This window comes from Halorubrum sp. Ib24, from assembly GCF_002252745.1.
In the GTDB taxonomy this organism is placed as follows: Archaea; Halobacteriota; Halobacteria; order Halobacteriales; family Haloferacaceae; genus Halorubrum.
The window spans coordinates 1-26881 of the sequence record NZ_NHOX01000037.1 but is presented as its reverse complement, the minus strand read 5'-3'; the positions used below and the strand labels follow the sequence as shown (position 1 = coordinate 26881).

25 protein-coding genes and 1 pseudogene are annotated in these 26881 nt (G+C 71.0%); 18 read left to right on the top strand and 8 right to left on the bottom strand.

All coding sequences use genetic code 11. The annotated features are described in order from the left end of the window. Positions 1–174 precede the first annotated feature (174 nt). Positions 175–672, top strand: a complete 498-nt coding sequence (locus DJ82_RS09635) for a DUF1850 domain-containing protein (protein WP_094524169.1) — start codon at positions 175–177, stop codon at positions 670–672. Further along, positions 669–3521 carry a TRAP transporter permease gene (locus DJ82_RS09630; protein WP_094524170.1) on the top strand — a complete coding sequence of 951 codons (2853 nt, stop codon included), beginning with the start codon at positions 669–671 and terminating at the stop codon, positions 3519–3521. Before DJ82_RS09635 ends, DJ82_RS09630 begins: the two co-directional genes overlap by 4 nt. Before the next feature lie 130 nt (positions 3522–3651). On the opposite strand, the gene DJ82_RS09625 is transcribed toward DJ82_RS09630, so the two are convergent. Then, positions 3652–4851: a multicopper oxidase domain-containing protein gene (locus DJ82_RS09625; protein ID WP_094581687.1), complete on the bottom strand. Its 1200-nt coding sequence runs from the start codon at positions 4849–4851 to the stop codon at positions 3652–3654. A gap of 153 nt (positions 4852–5004) precedes the next feature. Here DJ82_RS09625 and DJ82_RS09620 point away from each other — a divergent pair, with 153 nt between their 5' ends. Both DJ82_RS09620 and DJ82_RS09615 read left to right on the top strand, forming a co-directional pair. Continuing rightward, positions 5005–5607, top strand: a complete 603-nt coding sequence (locus DJ82_RS09620; protein WP_094581686.1) for a metallophosphoesterase family protein — start codon at positions 5005–5007, stop codon at positions 5605–5607. A 111-nt stretch (positions 5608–5718) separates the two neighbouring features. After that, positions 5719–6528 (top strand): hypothetical protein, encoded by an 810-nt coding sequence (locus DJ82_RS09615; RefSeq protein ID WP_094581685.1) that lies wholly within the window; start codon positions 5719–5721, stop codon positions 6526–6528. 17 nt (positions 6529–6545) lie between these two features. On the opposite strand, the gene DJ82_RS09610 is transcribed toward DJ82_RS09615, so the two are convergent. Both DJ82_RS09610 and DJ82_RS09605 read right to left on the bottom strand, forming a co-directional pair. Then, positions 6546–8126 (bottom strand): GAF domain-containing protein, encoded by a 1581-nt coding sequence (locus DJ82_RS09610; protein WP_094581684.1) that lies wholly within the window; start codon positions 8124–8126, stop codon positions 6546–6548. An 11-nt stretch (positions 8127–8137) separates the two neighbouring features. After that, entirely contained in the window at positions 8138–8914 is a 777-nt protein-coding gene (locus tag DJ82_RS09605) for a DUF5806 family protein (RefSeq protein ID WP_094524175.1), read from the bottom strand. A 121-nt stretch (positions 8915–9035) separates the two neighbouring features. Here DJ82_RS09605 and DJ82_RS09600 point away from each other — a divergent pair, with 121 nt between their 5' ends. The 4 genes from DJ82_RS09600 to DJ82_RS09585 all read left to right on the top strand — a co-directional run bounded on the left by DJ82_RS09600 (position 9036) and on the right by DJ82_RS09585 (position 11675). Beyond that, entirely contained in the window at positions 9036–9404 is a 369-nt protein-coding gene (locus DJ82_RS09600; protein ID WP_094524176.1) for a universal stress protein, read from the top strand. Then, positions 9401–9973: a GNAT family N-acetyltransferase gene (locus DJ82_RS09595; protein ID WP_094581683.1), complete on the top strand. Its 573-nt coding sequence runs from the start codon at positions 9401–9403 to the stop codon at positions 9971–9973. Before DJ82_RS09600 ends, DJ82_RS09595 begins: the two co-directional genes overlap by 4 nt. 94 nt (positions 9974–10067) lie before the next feature. Continuing rightward, positions 10068–10691, top strand: a complete 624-nt coding sequence (locus DJ82_RS09590; RefSeq protein WP_094527412.1) for an adenylate kinase — start codon at positions 10068–10070, stop codon at positions 10689–10691. Positions 10692–10766: 75 nt separating this feature from the next. After that, entirely contained in the window at positions 10767–11675 is a 909-nt protein-coding gene (locus tag DJ82_RS09585) for a DUF106 domain-containing protein (protein ID WP_094524703.1), read from the top strand. A gap of 56 nt (positions 11676–11731) precedes the next feature. Here the strand turns inward: DJ82_RS09585 and DJ82_RS09580 are convergent, their stop codons facing one another. Together DJ82_RS09580 and DJ82_RS09575 are read right to left on the bottom strand one after the other, a co-directional pair. Further along, positions 11732–12439: a hypothetical protein gene (locus DJ82_RS09580; RefSeq protein ID WP_094524702.1), complete on the bottom strand. Its 708-nt coding sequence runs from the start codon at positions 12437–12439 to the stop codon at positions 11732–11734. A 280-nt stretch (positions 12440–12719) separates the two neighbouring features. After that, complete coding sequence (locus tag DJ82_RS09575) at positions 12720–14048, bottom strand: carboxylate--amine ligase (protein ID WP_094581682.1); 1329 nt, start codon at positions 14046–14048, stop codon at positions 12720–12722. Between the two features lie 104 nt (positions 14049–14152). Between DJ82_RS09575 and DJ82_RS09570 the strand changes: the two genes are divergently transcribed. Then, on the top strand, positions 14153–14659 hold the full coding sequence (locus tag DJ82_RS09570; protein ID WP_094524700.1) for a DUF5813 family protein: 507 nt from the start codon (positions 14153–14155) through the stop codon (positions 14657–14659). A gap of 180 nt (positions 14660–14839) precedes the next feature. Beyond that, positions 14840–15163 (top strand): hypothetical protein, encoded by a 324-nt coding sequence (locus DJ82_RS09565; RefSeq protein WP_094524699.1) that lies wholly within the window; start codon positions 14840–14842, stop codon positions 15161–15163. 35 nt (positions 15164–15198) lie between these two features. Here DJ82_RS09565 and tmk read toward each other — a convergent pair whose 3' ends face one another. Next, entirely contained in the window at positions 15199–15798 is a 600-nt protein-coding gene (gene tmk / locus DJ82_RS09560) for a dTMP kinase (protein ID WP_094524698.1), read from the bottom strand. A gap of 162 nt (positions 15799–15960) precedes the next feature. On the opposite strand from tmk, the gene DJ82_RS09555 reads away from it, so the two are divergent. The 7 genes from DJ82_RS09555 (at position 15961) to DJ82_RS09525 (ending at position 23540) form a co-directional block, all read left to right on the top strand. Next, the gene (locus DJ82_RS09555; RefSeq protein WP_094581681.1) at positions 15961–17325 is read left to right on the top strand and encodes a hemolysin family protein; all 1365 of its coding nucleotides are present in this window, start codon (positions 15961–15963) and stop codon (positions 17323–17325) included. Between the two features lie 51 nt (positions 17326–17376). Further along, positions 17377–18243, top strand: a complete 867-nt coding sequence (locus DJ82_RS09550; protein WP_094581680.1) for a universal stress protein — start codon at positions 17377–17379, stop codon at positions 18241–18243. 147 nt (positions 18244–18390) lie between these two features. Further along, on the top strand, positions 18391–19287 hold the full coding sequence (locus tag DJ82_RS09545) for a complex I NDUFA9 subunit family protein (RefSeq protein ID WP_094581679.1): 897 nt from the start codon (positions 18391–18393) through the stop codon (positions 19285–19287). Positions 19288–19444: 157 nt separating this feature from the next. Continuing rightward, positions 19445–20623 carry a tubulin/FtsZ family protein gene (locus tag DJ82_RS09540; RefSeq protein WP_198948051.1) on the top strand — a complete coding sequence of 393 codons (1179 nt, stop codon included), beginning with the start codon at positions 19445–19447 and terminating at the stop codon, positions 20621–20623. Positions 20624–20636: 13 nt separating this feature from the next. Next, positions 20637–21299: a 2-phospho-L-lactate guanylyltransferase gene (cofC, locus tag DJ82_RS09535; protein WP_094581677.1), complete on the top strand. Its 663-nt coding sequence runs from the start codon at positions 20637–20639 to the stop codon at positions 21297–21299. A 107-nt stretch (positions 21300–21406) separates the two neighbouring features. After that, entirely contained in the window at positions 21407–22570 is a 1164-nt protein-coding gene (gene cofG / locus DJ82_RS09530; RefSeq protein ID WP_094581676.1) for a 7,8-didemethyl-8-hydroxy-5-deazariboflavin synthase subunit CofG, read from the top strand. Between the two features lie 109 nt (positions 22571–22679). Continuing rightward, entirely contained in the window at positions 22680–23540 is an 861-nt protein-coding gene (locus DJ82_RS09525; protein WP_094581675.1) for a mechanosensitive ion channel family protein, read from the top strand. Positions 23541–23567: 27 nt separating this feature from the next. Here the strand turns inward: DJ82_RS09525 and DJ82_RS09520 are convergent, their stop codons facing one another. Continuing rightward, the gene (locus tag DJ82_RS09520; protein ID WP_094581674.1) at positions 23568–25040 is read right to left on the bottom strand and encodes an MATE family efflux transporter; all 1473 of its coding nucleotides are present in this window, start codon (positions 25038–25040) and stop codon (positions 23568–23570) included. 127 nt (positions 25041–25167) lie between these two features. Between DJ82_RS09520 and thiE the strand changes: the two are divergent. Then, positions 25168–25799, top strand: a pseudogene (thiE, locus tag DJ82_RS09515) (thiamine phosphate synthase). A 69-nt stretch (positions 25800–25868) separates the two neighbouring features. Here thiE and DJ82_RS09510 read toward each other — a convergent pair. Then, positions 25869–26720 carry an SDR family oxidoreductase gene (locus DJ82_RS09510; RefSeq protein ID WP_094581673.1) on the bottom strand — a complete coding sequence of 284 codons (852 nt, stop codon included), beginning with the start codon at positions 26718–26720 and terminating at the stop codon, positions 25869–25871. Between the last annotated feature and the right edge of the window lie 161 nt (positions 26721–26881).

Here is a 26881-nt window from a genome sequence, read left to right as displayed (position 1 = left end):
GGCCCCGACGCGGGCCGTCCGCTCGGAGGGAGCCGCGGGCGAGTCGTATCGGTTCCACTGCGGGACGCGCCCCGGTCGATCGCGGGGGACCGCGCCGCCGACGGCCGGTCGTGCCCTGTTTGAAACTGCTTCACGAGCTGTCCGAACTCGACACCACCGGAATCACTCGAAGACATGGGCCGCCTTTCTCAGCCGAACGTCGGTGCCGCGATCCTCGCGATCGGCGTGCTCGCGATCGCCGTCGCCGCGGCGACCGCTCCGGTCGGGGCCGTCCTCGTCGTCGAGGACATCGAGACGGGCGAGCGGTACGTCACGGCGGAGGTGAGCGACGGGAGCACGGTCGCCCTCGAGTACACCCACAGCGTCGAGAAGTCCCGGGTGTACGACGAGTACCGCGTCGACGGGGAGACGCTCGTGAACACCCGGATGGAGTTCGAGTCCTACGGGTGGGGGCTGCCCGCGCGCGTCAACGTCACGAACGTGAACGGGACGCTCGTCTACGAGCCCGACGAGCCGATCACGGTGCTCGACGAGCTCTCCGTCTCGCCGGGGCGGATCGCCGACCACACGCTGATCGTCGATGACCGGCGATACGACCTCGTCGCGGTGACGGACGGCAACGACGTGAGATTACACATCGAACGACGGTCGCCTCTCGAGATGATCCAATGACCACGACCCATCGAACGGACGGCGGTATCGACGACCCGAACGACGGCGGCCCCGAGGGCAACGGGCCAGGGGGCGACGACCCGGGCACTGGCGCCCCGCCTGACGACGGGACGGACGAGGAGATCTCCCGCGAGGAGGCGGACGAGCTGATCCAGGAGATCGAGCGCCGCCGATCGCTGCGAGGGGCCGCCGCGGTGGCGGTCGCGGCGATCGGGATCGCGTTTTCGGTATTTCAGCTGTTCCTCGCCGCGCGGAGCTTCACCTTCACGGTCTGGCTCCCGACCGTCGAGTTCGCGGGGATCTCGCTCGCCCCCTGGCAGGTCTCGCTCCAGCTCCTGCAGGCGAACGCGATCCACGTCGCCTTCGCGCTCGTGCTCACCTTCCTGCTGTTCCCGGTGAGCACCGGTGACGGGTTCGTCGCGCAGGCGTTCGGTCGGATCGCGCCGGCGGCGTCCCGGCGCCTCGGTGAGGAGAATCCCGTCACGCGGCTGCTCGAACGGGGTCGGGCGGGGGTGCGCTGGGCGTTCCTCGACCCCGACCGCGACCGGGTGGCTCCGGTCGACCTGGTGTTCATCGTCGCGGCGTTCCTGTCGGCGTTCTACTTCCTGACGGAGTTCGCCGAGATCCAGAACATGCGCGTCTTCGGGGTCGACTCGGGACGACCGATCACCGAGGTGTACGCGTTCCTCCAACCGCTGCTCGGCGGCGTCCCCTTCGTGAGCGAATACTCTTACGCGATGATCCTGGGCGTGACCGGCGTCCTGCTGGTGTTGGAGGCCACCCGCCGGACGCTCGGCCTCCCGCTGATGATCATCGTCGCCACGTTCATCGTCTACGCCCGCTGGGGGTACCTCATCAGCACGGGCACGCCCTTCCTCGGGCTGCTCGCGATCCCGGAACTCACCTGGCCGGACATCGTTCAGAACCTCTGGTACAACACCGAGAACGGTGTGTTCGGCATTCCGGTGACGGTGTCGGTGAGCTTCATCTACATCTTCATCCTGTTCGGGTCGTTCCTCGAGATGAGCGGGGCGGGCCAGTGGTTCATCGACCTGGCGTACGCGCTCACCGGGGGCCGCAAAGGCGGCCCGGCCAAGGCGAGCATCCTCGCCAGCGGGTTCATGGGAACGATCTCGGGGTCGTCGATCGCCAACACAGTCACGACCGGCGCGTTCACGATCCCGCTGATGAAGCGGTCGGGCTACTCGCCCGAGTTCTCCGGCGCCGTCGAGGCGTCCGCGTCCTCCGGCGGGCAGATTCTCCCGCCCGTGATGGGTGCGGCCGCCTTCCTGATGGTCCAGTACACGGCGACGCCGTTCGCCGACATCATCATCATCGCGACGATCCCGGCGATCGTCTTCTTCTTCGGCGTCTGGGTGATGGTTCACCTCAAGGCGGTCCAGGCGGGGATCGGCGGCGTGGCCGGCGAGGACACCGTGGACCTCTGGAGCCACCTCAAACGCGGTTGGTTCTACCTGGTCCCGATCGCGCTCCTCCTCTACTACCTCATCATCGAGCGGCTCTCGGTCTCCCGGTCGGCGTGGTTCACGCTCGTGGCGCTCGTCGGGCTGATCGCGCTCGTCTCGGCGTACAGCGAGGAGACGCGGCTCCGCCTCCTCGCCGTCTTCGCGGCGATCGTTGGCGTCGAGCTGGCGAGCTACGCGGTGGCCGGCGTGAACGTCGTCGGCCTCGTCACCGGATCCGGCGGTGCTGGGCTCCCGCCCGCCGAGGCGGTCAGCGCCTTGTTCAGGGGGATCGAGTGGTACGCGATGCTCGCGGGGGTGCTCACGCTGCTGTCCAAGCCCGACCTCGACGCGTCGCTGCTCGATCTGAACCCCTCGGTCCGCGACGCCGCCGAGACGGTCGGCGACCGGACCGGCCGGGACCTGGAGGACAGCCAGCCGTTCAAGCTCGGCACCTTCGTGGTCACGTCGATGGAGCAGGGCGCGCGCACCGCGGTCCCGGTCGTGGTCGCGGTCGCGGCCGCGGGGATCATCCCCGGCGTCATCAGCGTCTCCGGGCTCGGTCCGAACCTGACCTCGCTGCTGCTGGCGCTCTCGGGCGGATCGATCGTGATCATGCTGCTCGTGACGGCCGTCTCGAGCATCATCCTCGGGATGGGAATGCCCACGACGGTCACCTACATCATCCTCATCTCGATGCTCGCGACGCCGCTCGTGGAGTTCGGCATCCCGCTCCTGGCCGCCCACCTGTTCATCCTCTACTTCGGCGTGATCGCCGACATCACGCCGCCGGTGGCCGTGGCGGCGTACGCCGCCAGCGGGGTCGCCAAGTCCGACCCGTTCGAGACCGGCGTGAAGGCGTTCTCGCTCTCGCTGAACAAGGCGATCGTCCCCTTCGCGTTCGTCCTCGCACCGGGGATCGTCCTGTTGCGCGAGAAGGCGAACGCCGCCGATCTGCCGCTCCGCGAACGGTACCGCGTGATCGGGTTCCAGGACCTCGCCGAGCTCTCCTACTCGATCCCCGAGATCGTCGTTCCCGTCGTCGGGGTCTTCCTCGGGGTGATCGCGCTCGGCGCGACCGTCATCGGAACGCTGTACACGCGCGTCGGCCGCACCGGTCGGGCCGTGTTCGCACTCAGTTCGCTGCTGCTGATGGCGCCGAGACTGCTTTCCGAGACCGTCTTCGACGCGCTCGGACTCGTCGGCGTGAGCGTCTCCGTCGACGCGCTCCTGCTCGACTTGACGCTCCGTGCCATCGGGTTCGCCCTGTTCGCGGCGCTGACCGTCCGTAACCGTCGGGAGGCTGAGAGCGAAGGCAGCGGGGGAGACGAAGCCGGTGCCGAGTCGGAGTCGCCCGAGATCGCCTCCGGCGTCGACTCGGCCTGACCGGGCGGCCGACCCAGAGAATTCCACGGGGGCCGTCGTCAGGCCTCGTAGCTGGACGCCGTCAGGCCTCGTAGCTGGACGCCGTCAGGCCTCGTAGCTGGACGCCGTCAGGCCTCGTAGCTGGACGCCGTCAGGCCTCGTAGCCGGCCATCTCCATCACGGACGCGAACTGCTCGGTGTCCGTGACGCTCTCGTACACTATCCCGCCGATCATGCCGCCGGGGTAGGTGTCGCCGTTCATCGCGTGGTTCACCTTGTGGCAGTGGAGCGCGTACACGCCGGGGTCGGCGCCGGCGGTGAACTCGATCGTCTTCCGCTCCGCGGGCGCGATGGGGATCACGTCCTCGCGGTGCCGGGCGGCCTCGGGGATGACGCCGCCGTCCTTCTCGACGACGGTGAACCCGTGGTTGTGGGTGTGCATCGCGTGCGACTCGTAGCCGGCGTTGACGTAGTGGATCCGCACCCGGTCCCCCTCCTCGACGATCAGCGGCGACCCCTGCTCGGGGTGGAACGTGTACGGCGCGGAGCGACCGTTCACGGTGAACGCGTCGGGGTTGCGGTCGCGATGACTGAACGAGACGTCGCCGCCGGCCATCGAGGCGGAGAGGCGCGTGTCCCAGTCTTTGATCGTCATGAACGCCTCCTTGTCGGGCGCCTCGTACCCCTCGGGGTCGACGCGGAGGATGCCGTACATCCCCATGTCGAGGTGGTTCTGCGTCTGGTAGTGACAGTGGTACAGGTGCGTTCCGGGTTGGTTCGCGGTGATCTCGTAGGTGTGCTCCTCGCCCGGGGCGACCTGCTGGCCGGTCGTCGTCGGGACCCCGTCGTCCATCCAGTTCTTCGAGAGCCCGTGGACGTGGAACGTGTGCGGCCGGTTGTGCTCGGTGTTGTCGTAGGTGATCTCCATCTCGGTCCCCTCGGTCACCCGGAGCAGCGGGCCGGGAACGCTGGGGTCCGTGTCCGGCGTCTGCCACGCCCAGACCTCGGGCAGTTCCCACGGGCCGCCCTTCGTCTCGTCGCCGAGCAACCGGTGACGACACGGCGTCGTGGACACCGTGATCGCGCCGTCCCGCTCGTCGAGGTCGATGGTCGTCCGCGGCGTCGTGTACGGGTGGTCCGTCTCCACGCCGGTGGCGTCGCTCCCGGACCACTCCGCGACCTGTTCGGCCGCGGCCTCGCCGCCGCCGGCCGCGTTCTCCGCCGCCGCGGTGCTCTCGGCCCGCGGGGCGCCGCAGCCCGCGAGCCCGACCGTTCCGAGCGCCGCGGCCGCCGAGAGGAACCCGCGTCTGGAAGCCGTGCGTCGACCGATGTCGTCCCCGTTTCTCGCCATGACCGAACATGAATGGTGAACGGTCTTAAAAAGAAGACGGGATCCACGGATCGTGAGAACGCGGTCGCCGGTCAGTTCATTTATGTATCGCAGAGCGTTTGCGCGTCGTCGGGCGACATTTATTATCGCGGGTCGCGACCGTCGAAGCGACCCATGCGCGTCGGCATCGTCTCCGACACCCACGACGACCTCGCCGCCGTCGAGGCGGCCGTAGCGCTGTTCGACCGCGAGGGCGTCGACGCCGTCGTCCACTGCGGCGACTTCGTCGCGCCCTTCTCCGTGACCCCGTTCGACGTCGGCGGCGACGACCCCGACGCGGGCTTCGACTTCCACGCCGTCCGCGGCAACAACGACGGGGAGTGGGCGGTGCAGACGACCGTCGAGGCGTTCGGCACCTACCACGGCGAGGCCGGAACGCTCTCGTTCGGTGACGGGGGGGCCGAAAGCGCCGGCGACGGGGGTGCCGAAAGCGCGGGCGACGGGAGCGCCGTCGACGTCGCGGTCACCCACGGAACGAGCGGCGTCGTCGTCGACGCCCTCGTCGACTGCGGCGACTACGACTACGTGTTCCACGGCCACACCCACGCGCACGGCGTCGAGGAGCGCGGCGGGACGGTCCGGGTGAACCCCGGCGGCCTGCCCATCCCGGTCGACGGCGCGGACGACGAGTTCCGCGTCGCGACCCTCGACGTCGGGGCGGACGCCGACGGGGCGACCGGCGTCGACGCGGTGACGCACCACGCGCTCGATTTATAAATAGCGCACCGCGGCACGACGGGACGCGACCCGAACGCGACGCCCCGAGCGACGCACAAACGCGCGTTTGTGTCATCGGGGGCCTTTTGAGGTGTCAGAGGAAGAAGGTGTATGGACAGACGCGCGTTCCTCGTCGGAGCGGGCGGGGCGGCGAGCGCGCTCGCCGGGTGCACCGACCTCGTCACGCTCGGCGACGGGCGGGTCGCCGAGCGCGACCTCCCGGAGCGCGCCGCGGACCCGACGCCCGAGTCGGTCGCGGCGTACGTCGCCGAGTACGAAGAGGTTCACGCACACAACCGCCACGCGAGGGACGGGGCGAGCGAGGTGACCGTCGACGCCGTGGCGACGTTCGACCACGCCGCCGGCGACGAGCACTTCGCGACCGCTCAGCACGCCGGTACGGCCTACTACGAGGACGACGGCGCCCGGTCCGTGGGGGAGCTGTACGGTCGACCGGTGCCGTACCTCGTCGCCCCGGACAGGACGCTCCGGATGCCGGTCGAGCGGCGGCGGGTCGGAACCGGCGCGTCCGGTCGTCCGCCGGACGAGACCGCGTCCCCGCCGCTCGGCGTCCGGCTCTGCAACGTCACCGACGACCCGCGCGAGTTCGTCGTGACGGTCGTCCGGCGGAGCGCTGCGGACGGTGGAGGCGGCGTCGGCGGCGATATCACCGACGAGAGCGACGGCCCGGTCCTCTCGACGACGGTCGAGCTCGATCCGGAGAGCGCGGTCGAGCTCCTGGAGGTCACCGACGTCCGCGGCGGCTACCGCGTCACCGCCAGCATGGAGGACGACGGCGTCACCGGACAGGGCCGGATCGAGGTCGGGCTGCCGAGCGCCGACCGCGGCCCCAACGTCGACGTCATCGTCGGCGAGAGCGGCGTCTCCGCGTGGCACCTCCCGTCGTTCGAGGGGATCTGAGCGGTCAGTCGTCGCGGTCAGTCGCCGGCGTCGCCGTCGGCGCCGCCGTCCGCCGGGAGGTCGGCGGCGTCCGCCGCCTCGACCCCCCGGAACTCGAAGCGCGCGCCCCCGCCCGTCGCGTCGACGAAGTCGACCGACCAGCCGTGCGCGTCGGCGACCTCCGCGACGATCTTCAGCCCGAATCCGGTCCCGTCCTCGTCGGTCGACACGCCCGCGTCGAACGCCTCGTCGCGCACCGCATCGGGGATACCGGGCCCATCGTCGGCGACGTAGAAGCCGGGCTCGCCGGCGGCGTCGAGCGCGCCCACCTCGACGCGGACCCCCGCGCCGCCGTGAGCGACCGCGTTGGCGAACAGGTTCTCGACGGCCTGCCGGAGCCGGCTCCGGTCGGCCCGGAGCGGGAGGTCGTCGGCGAGGACCAACTCGGCGTCGGCCGTGTCGACGTTCGCCCAAGACTCCTCGGCCAGCGCCGACAGCGACACCGCCTCGGTCTCGTCGATCGCGGTGCCCTGTTTGGCGAGCGTCAGCATGTCATCGACGAGCGCGCCCATCCGGTCGAGCGATCGGGCGACCGTCTCGAGCTCCGGCGGGACCGCTCGCTCACCCTCCAGTCGAGTACGGATCAGTTCGAGGTTGCCGGCCGCGACGTTGAGGGGGTTGCGGAGGTCGTGTGAGACGAGGCTGGCGAACTCCTCGAGCCGATCGCGCTCGCGGGCGACCTCCGCCTCGCGGGCCCGGAGCTGTCGCTCCCGCTCGATCCGGACGAACACCATCGTCACCGTCGCGGCCCAGATCCGCGCGATCGCGAGGTCGGAATCGTCGAACGCGTCGGACTCGGTGGCGCCGACGTTGATGACCCCGTAGCGCCCGAGCGGGAGCACGAGCTCGCTCCGGATGGGCGAGTCGGGGTTGTACCGGTCCGGGTCCGTCCGGATGTCGGCGACGTACTCCGGCTTCCCGGAGTCGAACACCTGCCAGGAGATGCTCCGCCCGTCGGCCGAGAAGACGGGGTGCTCGCCGACGACCTCGTCGGCCGCGTCGGTCCACACGTGCGGCTCCAGCGCGTCCCGGCTCTCGTCGTACAGCCAGATCCCCGCGATCGGGTGGCCGAGCACCTCCTCGACGTACTCGACGGCCGCCTCCGCGGCGACCTCCCGGTCGGTCGTCTTCAGGAGGTCCTGCGTCGCCTCGTGGAGCGACTCCAGCGTCCGCGTTCGGCGCCGGAGCTCCGCCTGTCGCGCCCGCTCCTCGCGCACGTCGACGACCGTGACGACCAGGTACGCCTCGCCCGCCCTCTCGAACGGACCGAGGCTGATCGTGACGGGGATCTCGGTGCCGTCCCGCCGCCGCGCCGTCAGGTCGAGGCTCGCGGCCATGGACCGCGGCTCCGGGTCGGCGACGTGGCCGTACAGCTCGGCGCCGGCCGAGCCGCCGCCGGCGTCGTAGAGCAACCGCTCGACGTCGGTGCCCTCCAGCTCCGCCGGCCCGTAGCCGAGCACGGGCTCGACGCGGGGGTTGTCGGCGCGGACGACGCCGTCGGTGTCGACGATCAGCACCGGGTCGGGAAGGCCGCCGAGCGCCTCCGGGAATCGCTCCATCCGTTTCACTTCTACTCTTCGGCCGGCTCGTGGACGTGCCCGCACTCGGGACATCGGACCTCCTCGCCGCGGAGGCCGGCCGAGGAGGCGCGCACCTCGCGCATCACCTCGCTGATCTTGTCCTCGGCCTCCAGCTCGTCGGCGACGGCGAGGTCGACCCCCTCGACCTCCAGGAGGAACTTCGCGACCTCCGTCACCTCGTACATCATCTCGTCTAAGTCCTCGGCGGTGAAGAAGCCGGACATCGCGCCGTAGAGGAACGTCGCGCCCGCCTTCGTCACCTTCTCCTCGAAGGAGTAGCGCGCCTGGTTGACCGCCTGCGGCGTGTACGTGTCGGTCATGAACGGGACGAGCTCCGGGAGGTTCTCGCCGATCTTCGTCATCTCGACGCCCGTCTCGGTTCGGAAGTCGGCGCAGAGCCGAGCGATCGCCCACTCCCGGGCCGTGACGTACGTCCGGTCGCGGAGGAAGTCGTTGACCCGCTCGTAGCGGGCGCCGTCCATCTTCTTGAACCGCTCGTACTTGCGGACCTCCGGCGGGACGTCGGGCGTCTCGTCGTCCGCGGTATCGCCGTCGGAGGCGCCGTCATCGAAGGCGTCGCCGTCGGAAGCGTCGCCTTCACTGGGCGTCACGTCGCCCGTCCCGTCGGTCGAGGGGCCGGCGGCGTCGCTCGGAGCGGCGGCCTCGTCGAGGGGCCCCGGAGCCCCCTCGTCGTCGGTCGACGGCTCGCGGGCGGGGTCCGACCCGGCGTCGGCGTCGTCCGACGCGGGACCGGGCTGGTCGTTCATGTCCGTATCAACCTGACCCCCGGACAAAAGGGTTGTCGCTGGAAGCGGCGGCCGCGCCCCCGCGACGCCGGACCGCCCCCACGGAGATCCATTTTTGTACCGTCGTGTGGACGTGGGTCGTATGAAGGTGCTCTGCGGGATCGGCGGCAGCGACGACTCGTTCCGCGCGCTCGACCGGACCGTCGAGCGCGCGGCGGTCGCGAACGACGACCTCACGGTGGCGGTGGTCGACAACGATGACTCGGCGGTCGCCCAGGCGGAGGTGATGGAGCGCGCTCGGGAGGCGATCGACGACGCCGGGATCGACGCCGACGTGAGACGGGTCGAGGGCGATCCCGGGAGCCGACTGGTCGAGATCGCCGAGCGGGAGGAGTTCGAGGCGATCGTCCTCGGCGGCGGGCACACGAGCCCGATGGGGAAGATCACGCTCGGACCGATAGCCGAGTTCGTACTGTTGAACGCCAAGACATCGGTCACGCTGGTCAGATGAGCGATCGACGCTACCCGGAGACGGTGGCCGACGGCTTCCCCGCCCCTCCCACGGAGTTCACCGACCGGGAGGACCGGACCGTCGAGATCCGACCGTACGAAGACACCGAGGACGCCTACGAGTCGCTCGTCGCGATGTACGACGCCTTCGACCCGTCCGACCGCGCACAGGGAATCCCCCCCGGCGGGGAGAAGCGCATCCGAGAGTGGCTGGACGCGATCCTCGGCGACGACTGCTACAACGTGCTCGCGTGGTGCGGCGACGAGGTCGCCGGCCACGCGACGCTGGTGCCCGACGGCGACGCCTACGAGCTGGCGATCTTCGTCCATCAGGAGTACCAGCGCGCCGGGATCGGCACCCACCTCATCCGCGGACTGCTCGGCTACGGGCAGGCCGAGGGGGTCCGGAAGGTGTGGCTCACCGTCGAGCGGTGGAACCGCGCCGCCGTCTCGCTGATCAAGAAGATCGGGTTCGAGACCTCCAACGCCGAGAGCTTCGAGCTGGAGATGGGGCTCCGGCTGAACGAGGACGATGGCGACGAGGACGAGGGCGACGGGGACGGGGCGTAGCCCCGCCGGCGCGTCCGCCGAGCGTCTCGCCGTCCCGGTCCCATCGCTCGCCGGGATCTTCAAGCCTTTACGTGCGGCGAGCGAGCGCTCGGGTATGAGCCATCGGATCCTTCTGTTGGGGGCACCCGGCGCCGGAAAGGGGACGCAGAGCGCGAAGCTCGCCGAGGAGTACGGCGTCGAGCACGTCACGACCGGCGACGCGCTCCGCGCGAACAAGGACATGGAGACGGAGTACGGGACGCCGCGCTCGTTCATGGAGGCGGGCGAACTCGTTCCCGATCCGGTCGTCAACGAGATCGTCCGGGCCGCGCTCGACGAGGCCGACGGGTTCGTCCTCGACGGCTACCCGCGAAACCTCGACCAGGCCGAGTACCTCTCGGAGATCACCGACCTCGACGCCGTGATCTACCTCGCCGTCGACGAGGAGGTGCTCGTCGACCGGCTCACCGGCCGCCGGGTGTGCGACGACTGCGGCGCGAACTACCACGTCGACTTCCAGCCGCCCGAGGAGGCGGGCGTCTGCGACGAGTGCGGCGGCGAGCTGGTCCAGCGCGAGGACGACACGGAGGAGACGGCCCGCGAGCGGCTCCAGGTGTTCTACGACAACACCGAGCCCGTGGTCGACCACTTCCGCGACGAGGGCGTCCTCGTCGAGGTCGACGGGGAGGCGGCGCCGGACGAGGTCTTCGACCGGATCCGCGACGTCGTCGAGGCGTAAGAGCGCGCGTTCGGCGGGGCGACCCGCGCCTCGATCCTACAAGGTTCTTAACCGTCGGCCGCTAACCGACCGATAATGAGTAAGGTCGAACGGAGAGTCCGCTCGCTCGTCGACGAGGACGGCGAGATGCGGGACGCCTTAGAGATCGTCCTCGACCGCGCCACCGACGGCGAGGTCCAGTGGGTCGACGTCCGCGACGAGATCACCAGCGGCCAGTGGGGCCGCCTCATCGAGAAGGAGATCCTCGTCGACGGCGAACGCGGCTTCGCGCTCGCAGACCCCGACGAGATCGAGGCGGGGATGAACGAGAACGACGGAGACGACGGGGGGGACGTCGAGACCCCGGAGACGACGTCGTGGACGAAGTGGGACAAGCTCGCCGCCGTCGCGACGGTCGGCGCCTTCGTCGGCTACGCCGTCGGTCCCGTCCGGGACGCGATCGCGGGGGCGATCGACATCGTCCTCGGTCCCCTGCTGAACCTCGTCCCCTTCTACGTCGTCATCATGGTGATCGCGCTCGGGACCGGGCTGTACTCCACGCTGCTTCGGGCGGGGCTCATGGACATGGAGAAGATGAGCCAGTACCAAGAGCGGATGAAGGACATCCAAGACCGCCGTAAGGAGGCGAAAGAGCGCGACGACGACGAGGCGCTCGACGCCATCCAAGAGGAGCAGATGGACGCGATGGGCGACCAGCTCGGGATGTTCAAAGAGCAGTTCCGCCCGATGGTGTGGATCATGTTCCTCACCATCCCGGCGTTCCTGTGGATGTTCTGGGTGATCGGCTACCGCGGCTCCGACTCCGCGTACCCCGAGGTCGCCGCGCAGGAGCTGGTGGTGCCGCTCGCCGGGACCGTCACGTGGGACACGGGCATCGTCGGCCCGATCCAGATGTGGATCCTCTGGTACTTCCTGTGCTCGATGGCGTTCACCCAGCTCGTCCAGAAGAGCCTCAACATCCAGATGTCGCCGTCGACGTCGTAACCCGTTTTCGACGCGAAGTTCGTGTCGGTGTCGCTGATTTCAGCGGCACCACGTTCTCAGTCGGAGTTCGTCGCGCCGTTTCGGATCCGTTCGAGGGCGAATCCGAGAGCGAGCGCGCCGACGAACAGGAGGACGCTCCCTCCGACGACGGCCGTTTCAGCGGCCCGCGGGACCTGCTCGACGTCCGAGACGAACACGCGGACGTCGAACGCGACCACGACGACGGCGCCGACCCCGTTGAACGTCATGTCGAGCACCGTATCGCGGAGCCCGTAGTACTCGAGCACCGGCGGTCTGTCGATGTACTCGCCGAGGTCGCGGGCGGCCAGTTCCATGAACTCCCAGAAGACGCCGGCGCCGAGCGTGAACAGGACTGTGAAAATGGCCGCGTAGGGGCCCGAGACTTGCGATCCGAGCGCGGACGGGGCCCGGAGGCTCGCGTAGACGACTGCCGCGACGAGCGCGGCGGAGACGCTGTGTGTGAGGTGGTCCCACCACCGCACGGTGTCGTACCACCCCAGCATCCCCAGCATGTGGAGGAACCCCGCGACGGCGATCCACGCGGAGAGCGCGGGGCCGAACGCGACGTCCGCCCCGCTTGTGAGCGCGAATACGAACTCGGTGAACGTCGGAAGGGCGGCCGCGACGGCGGATGCGACCCCGTTCACGACCGCCTGGAGGTTCCGGGACCGCAGCCCGATGAGGACCGTCGCGACGATCCCCGTCGAGAAGACGAAGAAGGCGGTTTGCAGGGCGTTCGTCATGAGACGGAGGGAGGGAGTGTAACGTAGCGGTCGGCGTGCTGGTAGGCTTTACGCAGTCGCCCGCGCGCTCGTTCCGTCGGGGAGGCCGAGTCCCGCGTCGGGGCGAGCGGTAAGGGCCGCTTCGATCGAATCGAACGAGCGGGCCCCTCGGACGCGTACCGAACGAGCGGGCCCATCGGACGCGTACCGAACGAGTGGGCCCCTCGGACGCGTACTCGGCGGAGCCGCCGAGCGGGAGTTCACCGCTCGCCGCGGCGGGACGACCGCCGCGCCCGTCGCCTCAACAGGAGCAGTAGTAGTCGCGGTCGACGAACGCCGTCTCGAACAGCTTCGCGGCCGGGGCGGGGTCGGAGGGCCGGTAGACGCCGGTCGTCAGGTCGCCCTCGCGCTCGAAGGCGCCGGAGACGAGCCGCCGCCAGTCGGCGGTCGAGAGCTGGTCCCAGGCGGCGTCGTCGCCCGCGAGAAGCGAGAGGTAGTCTCGGAGGGACACCCACCGGGTCGGCTCGGTTCCGCCGGACTCGTACGCCGCGTCGGTGACCGCGGCGTAGGCGGCCATCGGGAGGTTCGCCCCCGCGGCGACGGGCATCGAGATCCACTTCCACGGGCGGGTGTTGACGTCGAGCAGGAGGTACTCCTCGCGGTCGGCGTCGAAGACGAACTCCGCCTCGCTGATCCCGTGGTAGCCGGCGTCGTCGAGCACCGCGAGCGCGCGCTCCGCGATCGCGGGCTCGTCGGCCGTCTCGACCAGACAGGACGTGCCGAACTGCTGGGGGTACCGCACCGCCGCGTTGCCGACGACCGCGAGCGCGTCGCCGGTCCCCGACGGCGGCACGTAGGAGGCGAGCGAGTGGTCCCGACCCGTCGCGATGTCGACGCGCTTCTGGGCCATCACGGCGATCCCCTCGTCGCTCGCGGCCGCCACGACGTCCTCGAACTCCCCGCGGTCGGCGACCTCGATCACGTTGGTGCCGAACGCCTCCTCGAAGTCGCGCTTGAGCTCGGGTTTCACCACCAGCGGGAAGCCGAGCGCGGCGGCGGCCTCGTCGACCCCGGCGTCCGGCTCGCGCGTCGCCGCCGACGCGGTCTCCCTCAGCCGGTACGTCTCGGGGTACGGCACGCCGAGCGCCTCGCAGGTCGCGTACAGCGACGACTTGTTCAACACGTCGTCGAGGGTGTCGATCCCGGCGAAGGGGAGCCGGACGCCGTCGGGATCGGCCTCGACGTACGCTAGCGCCCACTCGTCCATGCACCCGAACGCGACCGCCTCTGTGCCCGCGGCGTCGACGACCGCCTCGACGTCGTCGCGGAACCCGTCGAGGTCGTCGAGGGGGTAGGTGACCGCGCCCGCGAAGTCGACGGCGTCCGAGGGCGGGGCGAGGCCGTCGTGGCGGACCGCGTCGACGCCGTCGGAGTCGGCGTCGGCCGCGCCGACCCCCTCCCCGTCGCCGGCGCGGTCGAGCGCGATCACGGGCACGCCGTGGGCGTCGAGCGCGCGGGCGACGCCGAGTCCGGTCACGTGGGCGTTGCTGACGAGGGCCGGCGGACGGTCGAACGAGGCGTCCGCGAGCGCGTCGACGAGGGCCTCGGTCGAGAGGAACTGCGCTGCCATACCCGGCGTTCACCGTCCGGACACAAAGGCGCACCAGTATCGGCTTCGCGTGCCACTACCGGTGACGCAACGCGCTTTTGTTCGCGCCGCGCCTCCCTCTCTGTATGAGCGAGACAGAGCTTCCCGGGCGGGTCCGACGCGCGTTCGCGGACCACGGCTCCTTCGAGCCCGCGGACGACGCGGGCGTGTGGACCTCCGAAACGACCGCGTTCGACGGGACGGTGCGCGCCGAGCCCGCCGAGGACGGCCGAGTGCGGTTCGCGGTGACCGTCCGGGTGCCGACCTTCTCGGCGGCGACCGCGAGCGAGGTCGCCGAGGTGGTCGAGGAGGGGTGGACCGAGACGTTCGAGCTCCGAGTCGTCGACGTCGGCGGCGTGACGCGCGGCGACCGCGAGTTCGACCCGACCGTCGCGGTCGGCGACGACGAGATCGCCGTCGAGTTCGAGCTGACCGATATCAACGAGCGACGCGGCGTCGACGACGCGGGGGCGCTCATCGACTTCGTCGAGGGGACCTACGTGCAGGGCGTGATCCCCGGCTACGAGTACGTCGACCCCGTCGCGGGACTCCTGTCGGCGGCGCGTCAGCAGGGGAACGACGGCGCGGTTTAACTGGGAGTCAGGGCGGACCGGCCGCGGACGCCTGCGGACCGGCCGCGGACGCTCGCGGATCGGCCGCGGACGCTCGCGGATCGGCCGCGGACGCTCGCGGATCGGCCGCGGACGCTCGCGGATCGGCCGCCGGCAGCGCCGGGGCGATAGGGGCAAATGCCGGGAGCCCGTACGGGAGGTATGCTCGCGCTGATCGGGTTCGTCAGCCTCCTCGCCCTCGTGGCGTTCCACACGCTGGTCGCCGGGGTGACGACCCGCTTCTTCCGGCTTCGGCTGTCGACGTCGTGGGGGTCGGTGGTGTACACGATCGTGTTGACACCGATGCTCCTACTGATCTCGACGCTCGTGTTCACGGGCGCGCTCAACGTCGGCGCCGGGGTCAACCTCGGCAGCACGACCGTCCTGTTCGGACTGCTCGTCTTCCTCCCGGTCGTGCTCGGCGCGGCCATCGACTACCTCTACGTGCCCTCGCCGGAGGAGTACGAGCTGCCGGACACGCAGTAGGGGGACGACCCGGACGAAATCACGCGGGCGGCGACCTACTCCTCGACCAGGTCCGCGACGACCTCCGCGACGCGGGCCGTGACGTCCTCGGGCGACCGCGCCGCGTCGACGCGGACGAACCGGTCCGGCTCCGCCTCGATCAGCCGCTCGTAGTTGTCGCGGACCGCGGCGAGGTAACCGTCCTGCTCGAACTTGTTCGTGCGGCCCGCGCGCTCGGCGGCGGCGCGGGCGTCCAGGTCGAGGTAGACCGTCGCGTCGGGCGGCCGCGAGAAGGGCTCGTGGACGCGTCGGATGTATTCGAGGGGGTCGACACCGCCGAGCGCGACGTCGCTCGCGTCGAGCGTCGCGGCCTGATAAGCGAAGCGGGAGTCGGAGTAGCGGTCGGAGACGACGAGGTCGCCGTCGGCGAGGGCGGGCCGAATCGTCCCGGAGAGGTGGTTCGCGTGGTCCGCGGTCAGCAGGAACAGCTCCGCGAGCGGATCGGCGTCGTCGGCCGCGATCGACCGGTCGACCGCCTCGCCGTACCAGCTGTCGGTGGGCTCCCGGGTGAACGTCGCGTCGGGGTAGCGCTCGCGGAGCGCCTCCCAGACGGTCGTCTTCCCGCTCCCGTCGAGCCCCTCCAGCGTGATCAGCATGGTCGCGCTCGGACGCGCCGGGGAATAAACGGTCCGGGTTCCGCGAGCGCGACGTGCCCTCCAGATTCCGGGGGCGTGGACGTGCCCCTTTTTAGTGACCCGCTGACGAACTACCGTCATGACCAGCCACGCTCCCGCGCCGCGACCGACAGGGAGGCATCGATGGTAGCCGTCGCGGTCTCCGTCAGTCGCGTGTTCGGCGCGCTGGTGTTGGTGGTGCTGAACGGCTTCTTCGTCGCGTCGGAGTTCGCGTTCGTCCGGGTCCGGTCCACTTCGGTCGAACAGCTCGCCGCCGAGGGTCGGCCCGGGTCGGGCGCGCTCCAGGACGTGATGGGGAGTCTCGACGACTACCTCGCGGCGACGCAGCTCGGGATCACGCTCGCGTCGCTCGGGCTCGGGTGGATCGGCGAGCCCGCGGTGGCCGCGCTCATCGAGCCCGTGCTCGGGTCCGTGCTCCCGGAGAGCGCGGTCCACCTCGTCGCGTTCGCGATCGGGTTCAGCGTCATCACCTTCCTCCACGTGGTGTTCGGCGAGCTGGCGCCGAAGACGATCGCCATCGCGCAGGCCGAGCGCATGGCGCTCATGCTCGCCCCGCCGATGAAGCTCTCCTACTACATGTTCTCGCCCGGCATCGTCGTCTTCAACGGGGCCGCGAACGCCTTCACCCGCGCCATCGGGATCCCGCCCGCGTCGGAGACCGACGAGACGATGGGCGAACGCGAGATCCGGCGCGTCCTCGCGCGCTCGGGCGAGGCCGGCCGCGTCGACCCCAGCGAGGTCGACATGATCGAGGGCGTCTTCCAGCTCGACGACACCGTCGTCCGGGAGGTGATGGTGCCGCGGCCGGACGTGGTGACCCTCGCCGCCGAGCTGACCCTCCCCGAGATCCGCGAGACGGTGCTGGAGGCGGGACACACTCGGTACCCGGTCGTGACCGACGAGGACGCCGACCGCGTGGTGGGTTTCGTCGACGTGAAGGACGTGTTGCGCGCCGGCGAGGACGGCGACGAGTCGGCGACGGCCGCCGGCCTCGCGCGGGAGATCGTCGTCGTGCCCGAGACGACGGCGATCGGCGACCTCCTCGTCCAGTTCCGGGAGGAGCGCCGGCAGATGGCCGCCGTCGTCGACGAGTGGGGCGCCTTCGAGGGGATCGTCACCGTCGAGGACATCGCGGAGGCGCTCGTCGGCGACCTCCGCGACGAGTTCGACACCGAGCGCGGCGAGCACACGATCCGCACGCGGGAGGGCGGCGCGTACGAGGCCGACGGCTCCGTCTCCCTCTCCGTCGTCAACGACGCGCTCGGGACCGACCTCGAGGGCAACGGGTACGACACGCTCGGCGGGCTCGTGTTGGACCGGCTCGGCCGCACGCCGGAATCGGGCGACGTCGCCGAGGCCGGCGGCCACCGCTTCGAGGTCACCGCCGTCGACGGTGCCCGGATCTCGACGGTGCGGATAGCGTCGATCGACGGCGGCGACGGAGCGGGCGGCGGGAGACCGGGAGCCGGCGGCGACGGCGGCGCGTGACCGGTCGACGGGCGCGGGCGTTTTTTATCGGTCGGCCGCGACTCTCCGCGCATGTTCGACCGGATCCTGTTCCCGACCGACGGCGGCGACGGGGCGGACGCGACGTTCGACCACGTCCTCGACCTGGCCGCGGACCACGACGCGACGGTCCACGTGCTCAACGTCGCCGACACGACCCACGACAGCGTCACGCGAGTCGGTCGAGACGTGGTCGACGTGCTCGAACGCGAGGGCGAGGACGTCGTCGACGCGGCCGCGGAGCGGCCCGCTGACCGCGGCGTCGAGACCGTCACGGCGGTGCTCCAGGGCGGCGTGGGCGAGACGATCGTCGCGTACGCGGCGGAACACGAGGTCGACCTCGTCGCGATGCCGACGCGCGGGCGGGAGGGCCTCGACCAACTACTCCTCGGGAGCACGACCGAGCGCGTCGTGCGCCGGTCGCCGGTCCCGGTGCTCAGCCTCCGGCCCGACGGCGGGGCGCCGCGGTACCCGTACCGGAACGTGCTCCTGCCGACTGACGGGAGCGATCGGGCCGTCGAGGCGCTCGACCGCGCCGTGGCGCTGGCGGCGCGAAGCGGGGCGACGCTCCACGTGCTCTCCGTCGTCGACGTCGGGACCATCGGGGCCGAGGCGTACTCGGGCACCGACGCGCTCGTGTCGGCGTCCGAGGAGACGGTCGCGGACGCCGTCGCCGTCGCCGAGGCGGCGGGCGTGGAGACGGTCGAACGCGTCGAGGTCGGCTCGTCGGCGGCCCGCGGGATCCGGTCGTATATCGCGGACCACGACGTCGACCTCGTGGTCATGGGCACCCGGGGGTTGACCGGCGTCGAGCGCTACCTGCTCGGGAGCGTCGCCGAGCGCACCGTCCGGACCTCCCCGGTGCCGGTGTTGACCGTGCCGGAGAGCGACTCGGAGTGAGGCGGACGCGAGCACGGAACGAGGTCTGATCCCGGTCCTGAACGAGATTGGAGTGAGGCCGGCCGCCGAGGCCGAAACCGCGACACCGCTCCGCGCGCCGCCCGACATCGCGGTAGGTTTACGGGGGCTCCTCGCATTACTCCGCGCATGAAGGTGTTGGTAGCAGGCGGGACCGGGTTCATCGGGTCGTACCTCTGTCGCGCGCTCGCCGAGGGGGGCCACGACGTGACCGCCCTCTCCCGCTCGGGGAGCGAGACGCCGGAGGGCGTCGACGTCGTCAGGGGCGACGTCACGGACTACGACTCGATCGCCGGGGCGGTGGAGGGGCAGGACGCCGTGGTGAATCTGGTCGCGCTCTCGCCGCTGTTCGAGCCGAAGGGCGGCAACGTGATGCACGACCGGATCCACCGCGGCGGCACGGAGAACCTCGTGAACGCCGCCGAGGCGGGCGGGGTCGACCGGTTCCTCCAGCTCAGCGCGCTCGGGGTCGACCCCGACGGCGACACGGCGTACATCCGCGCGAAGGGGGAGGCCGAGGAGATCGTTCGCCGGAGCGGCCTCGACTGGACGATCTTCCGGCCGTCGGTCGTCTTCGGCGAGGGCGGGGAGTTCGTCTCGTTCACCAAGCGGCTGAAGGGGATGTTCGCCCCGGGGCTTCCGCTGTACCCGCTTCCCGGCGGCGGGAAGACCCGGTTCCAGCCGATCCACGTCGAGGACCTCGTTCCGATGTTGGTGGACGCGCTGGAGGAGGAGGAACACGTCGGCGAGACCTATGAGATCGGCGGCCCGGAGACGCTGACGCTCCGGCAGGTGACCGACCTCGTGTACGAGGCCGAACGCAAGGGCGTCACCATCGTCCCGCTGCCGATGCCGCTCGCCAAAATCGGCCTGTCGGTGCTGGGCGCCGTGCCCGGCTTTCCGATGGGGCCCGACCAGTACCGGTCGTTACAGTTCGACAACACGACCGCGGACAACGACGTCGCCGCGTTCGGCGTCGACCCCGGCGAACTGACCACGCTCGGCGCGCACCTCGGCGTGCGATGACGGGGTCGATCGGGGGACTGGACGGCGATCCGGGCGACGACACCGAAGTCGCGGCGCCGTTCGTGTCACTCAGGTGGCTATCAGCGATGGTAACGGCAACCGAAGGCTTAAATATGCCTTCACGTTCTGTTTCTTTCAAAGGCCGAGGGAGCACACGATGAAACTTGCAATGATCGGATTCGGACAGGCGGGGGGGAAAGTCGTCGACAAATTCCTGGAGTACGACAAGCGGACGGGATCGGAGATCGTCCGCGCGGCCGCGGCCGTCAACACGGCCAAGGCCGATCTGATGGGCCTCGAGCACGTCGCCGAGAGCCAGCGCGTACTCATCGGGCAGTCCCGGGTGAAGGGCCACGGGGTCGGCGCGGACAACGAGCTCGGCGCGGAGATCGCCGAGGAGGACATCGACGAGGTGCAGGGTGCCATCGACTCGATCCCGGTCCACGAGGTCGACGCGTTCCTCGTCGTCGCCGGGCTCGGCGGCGGTACCGGCTCCGGCGGCGCGCCGGTGCTCGCGAAACACCTCAAGCGGATCTACACCGAGCCCGTCTACGGGCTCGGGGTCCTGCCGGGTAGCGACGAGGGCGGGATCTACACCCTCAACGCGGCCCGCTCGTTCCAGACGTTCGTCCGCGAGGTGGACAACCTGATGGTGTTCGACAACGACGCCTGGCGGAAGACGGGCGAGTCCGTTCAGGGCGGCTACGAGGAGATCAACGAGGAGATCGTCCGGCGGTTCGGCATCCTCTTCGGCGCCGGCGAGATCCAGCAGGGGCAGGAGGTCGCCGAGAGCGTCGTCGACTCCTCGGAGATCATCAACACGCTCTCCGGGGGCGGCGTCTCCACCGTCGGCTACGCGGAGGAGGAGGTCGAGGAGCGCAGCTCGGGGGGACTGCTCTCGCGGCTCCGCAACGACGACGGGGGAGACGAGCTCGACAGCGCGCACACCACGAACCGCATCACCAGCCTCGTCCGCAAGGCGGCGCTGGGGCGGCTCACGCTGCCCTGCGAGATCGAGGGCGCGGAGCGCGCGCTGCTCGTGCTCGCGGGACCGCCGGAGTACCTCAACCGGAAGGGCATCGAGCGCGGGCGGAAGTGGCTCGAAGAGCAGACCGGCTCGATGGAGGTCCGCGGCGGGGACTACCCGTACCGCGGCGCCGGCTTCGTCGCGACGGTGATCCTGCTGGCGGGCGTCACGAACGTCCCGCGGATCAAGGAGCTCCAACAGGTCGCCATCGAGGCGCAGGACAACTTGGACGAGATCCGCGAGGAGAGCGACGAGAACCTCGACGAGCTCGTCAGCGACGACAGCGACGAGCTGGAATCCCTGTTCTAGGGCGACCCTCCCGATGGAGGTCCTCGTCCCGTTCTCGACCGACCGCCCCAAGTCGCGGCTCTCCGCCGTCCTCGACCCGGACGAGCGGAAGGCGTTCGCGCGGGCGATGCTCCGCGACGTGCTCGACGCGGTCCGGGCCGCCGACGGCGACCCGCGGGTGCTCGCCACCGGCCCGGTCGAGGCCGACCTCGCGTGCCCCGTCGACGTCGACGAGCGGCCGCTGACCGACGCGGTCAACGCGGCGCTCGACGCGCGGGTCGACGACTCTCCGGAGGACGCGACGCCCGTCGCGGTCGTCATGGCCGACCTCGCGCTCGCGACGCCCGAGGCGCTCCGGGAGCTGTTCGCGGCCGGTCGCGAGGCCGACGTCGCGATCGCGCCCGGTCGCGGCGGCGGGACGAACGCCTTCGTCGCGAGCCACCCGGCGTTTCGGGTGGATTACCACGGCGCTTCCTACCTCGACCACCGGCGGATCGCCGCGGAGGTCGGCGCGAGCGTCGCGGTGGTCGACTCCCACCGGCTCGCGACCGACGTGGACGAGCCGGCGGACCTCGCGGAACTGCTGATCCACGCCGAGGCGGACGAGGGGAGCGGCGGCAGGGCGGCGCGGTGGCTCCGCGACGCCGGCTTCGCGCTCGACGCGACGGAGGGGCGGGTCGGCGTCGAACGGGAGTGAGCCGGGACGGACCGCATCCGAGCGACCGGGGCGTCGAGCGCGAAGCCGACGGGCGCGAGGGATCCGGGACCGCGATCCTTTTTGAACCGCGAGCGTGAGAAGCGGACGTGTTCACGGCGGCCGGCGAGTACGGGATCGACCTCTCGATCGACGCGGACCGCGTCGAGCGGCTGCTCTCGGTGACGCCCGCCGACGTCGACCCCGCGGAGCGGCTCACCTTCGCCCGGAACGTCTTCGTGCCCCTGACGACCGCCTGCCGGTACACCTGTACCTACTGCACCTACTACGACGTGCCGGGCGAGGCCTCCCTGCTCTCGCCGGCGGAGGTCCGCGAGCGCTGCCGAGTCGGCGCCGACGCCGGCTGCACGGAGGCGCTGTTCACGTTCGGCGACGAGCCGGACGACCGGTACACCGAAATCCACGAGACGCTCGACGAGTGGGGGTTCGACTCGGTCCACGACTACCTGTATCGCGCCTGCGAGATCGCCTTGGAGGAGGGGCTGCTCCCGCACTCGAACCCCGGCGACCTCACGGAGGCGCAGTTCGCGGAGCTGCGGGAGGTGAACGCCTCGATGGGCGTCATGCTGGAGACGACCGCCGACGTCGACGCGCACTCGGGGGGCCGCCGAAAGACGCCCGGCCAGCGGCTCAACACGATCCGGGGTGCGGGCCGGCGGGGCGTCCCGTTCACCACGGGGATCCTCGTCGGCATCGGCGAGGATTGGCGGGACCGCGCGGAGAGCCTACTCGCGATACGTCGGCTCCACGAGCGCCACGGCCACGTTCAGGAGGTGATCGTGCAGAACGTCGTCCCGAACGAGCGGTCGGACTTCGCGAAGCCCGATCTCCGGACGATGCGCCGCGTCGTCGCGATGGCCCGGGCGGCGCTCCCCCCGGAGGTGTCGGTACAGGTCCCGCCGAACCTCTCGCCCGCGGCCGACCTCGTCGACTGCGGGATAGACGACCTCGGCGGCGTCTCGCCGGTGACGGACGACTACATCAACCCGGCCTACGAGTGGCCCGACCTCGACGGCCTCCGGGCGGTCGCCGACGCGGGCGGGATGCCCCTCCGCGAGCGGCTCCCGACCTACGCGCGGTACCTCCCGGATGACCTCCGACCGGCGGGCGTCGACCCCGCCCGCTCGCCGGCGGGCCGCGACGGGTGGCTCCCCTCCGCGGTGATCGACCGGATCCGCGCGGACGACGTCCACGGGCGGCGGCTTCGCGGGGTCGCCCGCGGCGACGGACCGCTCGCGGTCCGCGGCGACTGAGCGGACCCCGGTTCGCGGGTCGCGTGCGGCTCCGAACCGGGCGACGGACCCGGGATAAACAACTGCGCTGCCAGTAGCTTCTTTAAATACCTCTCCGAATGGGTGCGTGATGCTACCACTACAGTTCGGCGGGTTCGGATTGAGCGCGGCCCTGACGGGGATCCTCTTCTCGGTGGCCCTGTTCCTCGTCGGGTTCGTGGGCGTGTTGCTGCTGGGCAAGGTCGTGCTCGTGCCGGCGGTCAAACGGGTGTTGAGGTCGCGAGGGTTCGACGAGGCCGTTCTCAGCCTCGGGTCGAGCGTGGCGAACGCCGTCGTCTGGGTGGCGGCGATCGCCATCGGATTCACGATGGCGGGCTACGGAGCGTTCCTCTCGGCGTTCGCCGTCTTCGGCGGCGCCCTCGCGCTCGCGGTCGGCTTCGCCGCGCAGGACCTCCTCGGCAACTTCGTCGCCGGGATATTCATCCTGAAGGACAAGCCGTTCGAGGTCGGCGACTGGATCGAGTGGGACGGGAACGCCGGCCGCGTCGAGGACATCGACCTGCGCGTCTCGCGGGTCCGGACGTTCGACAACGAGCGGATCACGGTACCGAACGGCGACCTCGCGAACGGCGCCGTCACCAACCCGGTCGCCTACGAGACACTGCGCCAGAAGTTCGTCTTCGGGATCGGCTACGACGACGACATCGCGCAGGCGACCGACATCATCGTGGAGAAGGCGCGGGCGCACGAGGAGATCCTCGACGACCCGGGCGTCTCGGTCCGGCTCGTTGAGCTCGGCGACTCGGCCGTGGGGCTCCAGTCGCGCTGGTGGATCTCGGACCCGGACCGCGGCGACTTCGTCCGGGTGCGCTCGGAGTACGTCACCGCGGTGAAGGAGGCGTTCGACGAGGCCGGCATCGACATGCCGTACGTCCACCGGCAGCTCACCGGCAGCGTCGAGGTCCTCGAATCGGTCGCCGACGACGAGTGACGGGTCGGCCCGCGAGAGCCGTTTCGGTTAGTCTGTCGACGCGTCGCCCTCCGCCGCGTCCGGCCGGTACTGCCGGCTGACCGCCTGCCACCGGTCCGAGCGGAACCGCGCGAGGTTCAACCCGGCCGGCACCAGCTTCTCGGCGATCACCGCCGCGTACAGCCCGCCGACGCCGAGCGGCGTCACCAGCCCGAGCAGCGCGGCCGGGAGCGCGACGACGTACAGCCCGACCATCGACGCGAGGAACGGCCAGCGGGTGTCGCCGGCACCGCGGAGCGACCCCGTCACCGAGCCGTCGACGCCGAGCGGGAAGGCGGACACCGCGGCGACGACGACGAAGGCGGCGGTCGCGGCCACGGCCGCCGGGTCGTCGACGAACACGCCGGCGATCGGGTCGGCGGCCAGCAGGACGACCGCCGACGCGAGGGCGTACACGACCGCCGACAGCCGGATCACGTCGCGGCCGTACTCGGTCGCGAGCGACTCCTCGCCCGCGCCGAGCCGCTGCCCGACGAGCGTGCTCGCGGCGATGGAGAAGCCCCAGCTGAAGCTCCCGAGGAGCGCCCGGACGCGCCGCCCGACCTCGAGGGCCGCGACGGTGGCGTCGCCGAACGAGGAGGCGATCCACAGCAGGGGGAACACGGCGACGCCCTCGGCCACGCGGCGAGCGATCAGGGGCGCGGAGACCCGGAGGAGCTGTCGGACCAGGCCGGCGTCGATCCACGGGCCGTCTCGCCCGATCGGGATCGGCGAGGCGCCGCGCCCGAAGTACGACCGGCCGGTCATCCCCCACGAGAGCGCGACCCCGACGGCGGCGACGGAGACGGCGGTGCCGAGCCCCGCGCCGAACACGCCGAGGCCGGCGCCGAGCACGAGCCAGGCGGTGAGCGCGACGTTGAGGAGCGCGCCCCCGGCCCGGACCACCATCGGCGTGAACGTGTCGCCGACGCCGGCGTACGTGCGGCTCGCGATCATGTTGAAGAACTCGAAGGCGAGCGCCGGCGCGGTGACGGCGAGGTACACCGTCCCGGCCCGGAGGGCGGTCCCCTCGCCGCCGACGAGGGCGATCAGGGGCTCCGCGAACGCGACGAAGCCGACGACGATGGGCGCGGCGAGCGCCAGCGCGACGAGGAGAGAGGCCTTGACGACGAGCGCGGCGCGGTCGCCCTCGCCGCCGCCGTAGTTCTGCGAGACGAGCGACACCGTCCCGCCGGCGAGCCCGATCGAGACGAACTTCGCGAGCTGCCAGTAGGCGAACGCGAACGCCAGCCCGGCGACGGAGGGCGCCCCGAGCGCGATCCCGACGACCGCCAGGTCGACCGTGTTCTTCGACATGATCGCGAACCCGGTGACGACCCGGGGCCACGCGAGGTCGAGGGTCTCCCCGAGCCGGTCGCGGTCGATGACGCCGGCGCGGTCGAGCCCGTCCGCCGTCGCCGAGCCGAGCCGCGAGAGCGCGGAACGGAGTCGGGCGGCCGCCGCCCGGAGTCGTGATCGCATCACCGTCGGTACGGGGCGGCGCGGCTTGGGTCTGTTCACCGCGGCGGGTCGCGGGGGGCGTCCCGATCCGCGCGGGACCGTCGCTCGAACGGTAGCTTTTCACGGCGACCGCCCGAAGGTACAACTAATGAATACCACTGAGTGGCGGACGTACCTCGTGACGCAGTCGAGCCGGTCGGCGGGCCGCGACACCGAGGCGGTCGTCGAGGCGGCGCTCGCGGGCGGCGTCGACGCCGTGCAGCTCCGCGAGAAGGACGCGCCCGACGCGGAGCGGTACGAGGTCGGGACGCGGCTGCGCGAACTCACGGCCGACGCCGGCGTCCCGCTGATCGTCAACGATCGGGTCGACATCGCGGCCGCTATCGACGCCGACGGCGTCCACCTCGGGCAGTCGGACCTCCCGATCGAGGTCGCGCGCGAACAGCTCGGCGACGACGCGATCGTCGGGCGCTCGACCTCGACGGTCGAGCAGGCGGAGGCGGCCGCGGCGGCGGGCGCCGACTACCTCGGCGTCGGGGCGGTGTACGGGACGCGCACGAAGGACGTGCCGGACGCGAGAGACGGGATCGGGACCGAGCGGGTCCGGGAGATCGCGAGGGCGGTCGACCTCCCGGTTATCGGGATCGGCGGGATCGACGCCGACAACGCGGGCGCGGTGGCCGCGGCCGGCGCGGCGGGGGTGCGGTCGTCTCCGCGATCACCGCCGCCGAGGACCCGGAAGCGGCGCCCGCCGCGCTCCGGGAGGCGGTCACGGAGTGACGACGGGTCGCGACGGCCTCCATGCGGTTTCGGCGCCGGCGACGCGTCGTCGCCGCACCGGGGGCGAGGTCACGCCTCGCGCTCGAACGACGGGTCGAACAGCCGCGCCGACATCGGCGCCGGGTCGCCCTCGGTGAGGTTGTAGTCGGAGAAGTCGGTGACGCCCGCCTCCCGGAGCAGCGCCTCGTCGTAGAAGCTCTCGCCGGTGCACTCCGAGGGGTCGCGCGCGAGGATCTCGAGCACCGCGTCGGAGACGATCTCCGGGGTGCGCCAGTCGTCCTCGGTCCCGAGCCCGAAGTAGCGGGTCGCGCGGGTGTCGATCGTCGTCACCGGCCAGAACGTGTTACAGCCGACGTCGTCGCTCGCCAGCTCCTCGGCCAGCGAGAGCGTGATGAACGACATCCCGAGCTTCGACCACGCGTACGGCGCCTTCCCGGGCGAGCGGTCGGTCACGACCGGCGGCGAGTTCGACAGGAACCACGCCTCGTCGAGCCCCGCGAGGTGGTCGGCGAAGGCGTGCGCGACGAGGTGGGTCCCGCGGACGTTCACGTCGGTCAGGAGGTCGAACCGATCGGCCGGCAGGTCGGCGACGTTCGCGAGCTGGATCGCGCTCGCGTTGTTGATCACGACGTCGACCTCGCCGAAGCGGTCGATCGCCGCCCCGACCGCCGCCTCGACGCGGTCCTCGTCCCGGAGGTCGAGTTCGAGCGCGAGCGCCTCGGCGCCGCGGTCGCGCACCTCGCGGGCCGTCCGCTCGATCGACCCCGCCAGCTCGGAGTCGTCGTCGTCGGTCGTCTTGCCCGTCGAGACGACGTTACAGCCGCGGCCGGCGAGCGCGAGCGCGAGTTGCTTGCCGATGCCGCGGGTCGTTCCGGTGATGAACGCCGTCGAGCCCGAGAGGTCGGGGTCCGCGAGTGCCATATCCCCCGTTCGACCGACCGAGGGATAATTCTCGGTGTCCGGGCCGCGGAATCGGCGAGACGATATTTAAATATCAATAAGCGAAGACGATGATCAGTTGTAAACAACAACCGCGGTGGCGCGTGCCTCCGAGCGCCCTTCGGGCGCGAGGAGCACGCGCG

What these genes read in the sequence shown, in the direction of transcription:
- DJ82_RS09555 (WP_094581681.1), top strand. Translation starts at nt 15,961, where the DNA reads ATGGTAGCCGTCGCGGTCTCCGTCAGTCGCGTGTTCGGCGCGCTGGTG.
- DJ82_RS09605 (WP_094524175.1), bottom strand. Translation starts at nt 8,914, where the DNA reads ATGAACGACCAGCCCGGTCCCGCGTCGGACGACGCCGACGCCGGGTCG.
- DJ82_RS09565 (WP_094524699.1), top strand. Translation starts at nt 14,840, where the DNA reads ATGCTCGCGCTGATCGGGTTCGTCAGCCTCCTCGCCCTCGTGGCGTTC.
- DJ82_RS09615 (WP_094581685.1), top strand. Translation starts at nt 5,719, where the DNA reads ATGGACAGACGCGCGTTCCTCGTCGGAGCGGGCGGGGCGGCGAGCGCG.
- DJ82_RS09520 (WP_094581674.1), bottom strand. Translation starts at nt 25,040, where the DNA reads ATGCGATCACGACTCCGGGCGGCGGCCGCCCGACTCCGTTCCGCGCTC.
- DJ82_RS09575 (WP_094581682.1), bottom strand. Translation starts at nt 14,048, where the DNA reads ATGGCAGCGCAGTTCCTCTCGACCGAGGCCCTCGTCGACGCGCTCGCG.
- DJ82_RS09625 (WP_094581687.1), bottom strand. Translation starts at nt 4,851, where the DNA reads ATGGCGAGAAACGGGGACGACATCGGTCGACGCACGGCTTCCAGACGC.
- DJ82_RS09585 (WP_094524703.1), top strand. Translation starts at nt 10,767, where the DNA reads ATGAGTAAGGTCGAACGGAGAGTCCGCTCGCTCGTCGACGAGGACGGC.
- DJ82_RS09600 (WP_094524176.1), top strand. Translation starts at nt 9,036, where the DNA reads ATGAAGGTGCTCTGCGGGATCGGCGGCAGCGACGACTCGTTCCGCGCG.
- DJ82_RS09620 (WP_094581686.1), top strand. Translation starts at nt 5,005, where the DNA reads ATGCGCGTCGGCATCGTCTCCGACACCCACGACGACCTCGCCGCCGTC.
- DJ82_RS09595 (WP_094581683.1), top strand. Translation starts at nt 9,401, where the DNA reads ATGAGCGATCGACGCTACCCGGAGACGGTGGCCGACGGCTTCCCCGCC.
- tmk (WP_094524698.1), bottom strand. Translation starts at nt 15,798, where the DNA reads ATGCTGATCACGCTGGAGGGGCTCGACGGGAGCGGGAAGACGACCGTC.
- DJ82_RS09635 (WP_094524169.1), top strand. Translation starts at nt 175, where the DNA reads ATGGGCCGCCTTTCTCAGCCGAACGTCGGTGCCGCGATCCTCGCGATC.
- DJ82_RS09590 (WP_094527412.1), top strand. Translation starts at nt 10,068, where the DNA reads ATGAGCCATCGGATCCTTCTGTTGGGGGCACCCGGCGCCGGAAAGGGG.
- DJ82_RS09610 (WP_094581684.1), bottom strand. Translation starts at nt 8,126, where the DNA reads ATGGAGCGATTCCCGGAGGCGCTCGGCGGCCTTCCCGACCCGGTGCTG.
- DJ82_RS09510 (WP_094581673.1), bottom strand. Translation starts at nt 26,720, where the DNA reads ATGGCACTCGCGGACCCCGACCTCTCGGGCTCGACGGCGTTCATCACC.
- DJ82_RS09570 (WP_094524700.1), top strand. Translation starts at nt 14,153, where the DNA reads ATGAGCGAGACAGAGCTTCCCGGGCGGGTCCGACGCGCGTTCGCGGAC.
- DJ82_RS09550 (WP_094581680.1), top strand. Translation starts at nt 17,377, where the DNA reads ATGTTCGACCGGATCCTGTTCCCGACCGACGGCGGCGACGGGGCGGAC.
- DJ82_RS09630 (WP_094524170.1), top strand. Translation starts at nt 669, where the DNA reads ATGACCACGACCCATCGAACGGACGGCGGTATCGACGACCCGAACGAC.
- DJ82_RS09580 (WP_094524702.1), bottom strand. Translation starts at nt 12,439, where the DNA reads ATGACGAACGCCCTGCAAACCGCCTTCTTCGTCTTCTCGACGGGGATC.
- cofC (WP_094581677.1), top strand. Translation starts at nt 20,637, where the DNA reads ATGGAGGTCCTCGTCCCGTTCTCGACCGACCGCCCCAAGTCGCGGCTC.
- DJ82_RS09545 (WP_094581679.1), top strand. Translation starts at nt 18,391, where the DNA reads ATGAAGGTGTTGGTAGCAGGCGGGACCGGGTTCATCGGGTCGTACCTC.
- DJ82_RS09540 (WP_198948051.1), top strand. Translation starts at nt 19,445, where the DNA reads ATGAAACTTGCAATGATCGGATTCGGACAGGCGGGGGGGAAAGTCGTC.
- DJ82_RS09525 (WP_094581675.1), top strand. Translation starts at nt 22,680, where the DNA reads ATGCTACCACTACAGTTCGGCGGGTTCGGATTGAGCGCGGCCCTGACG.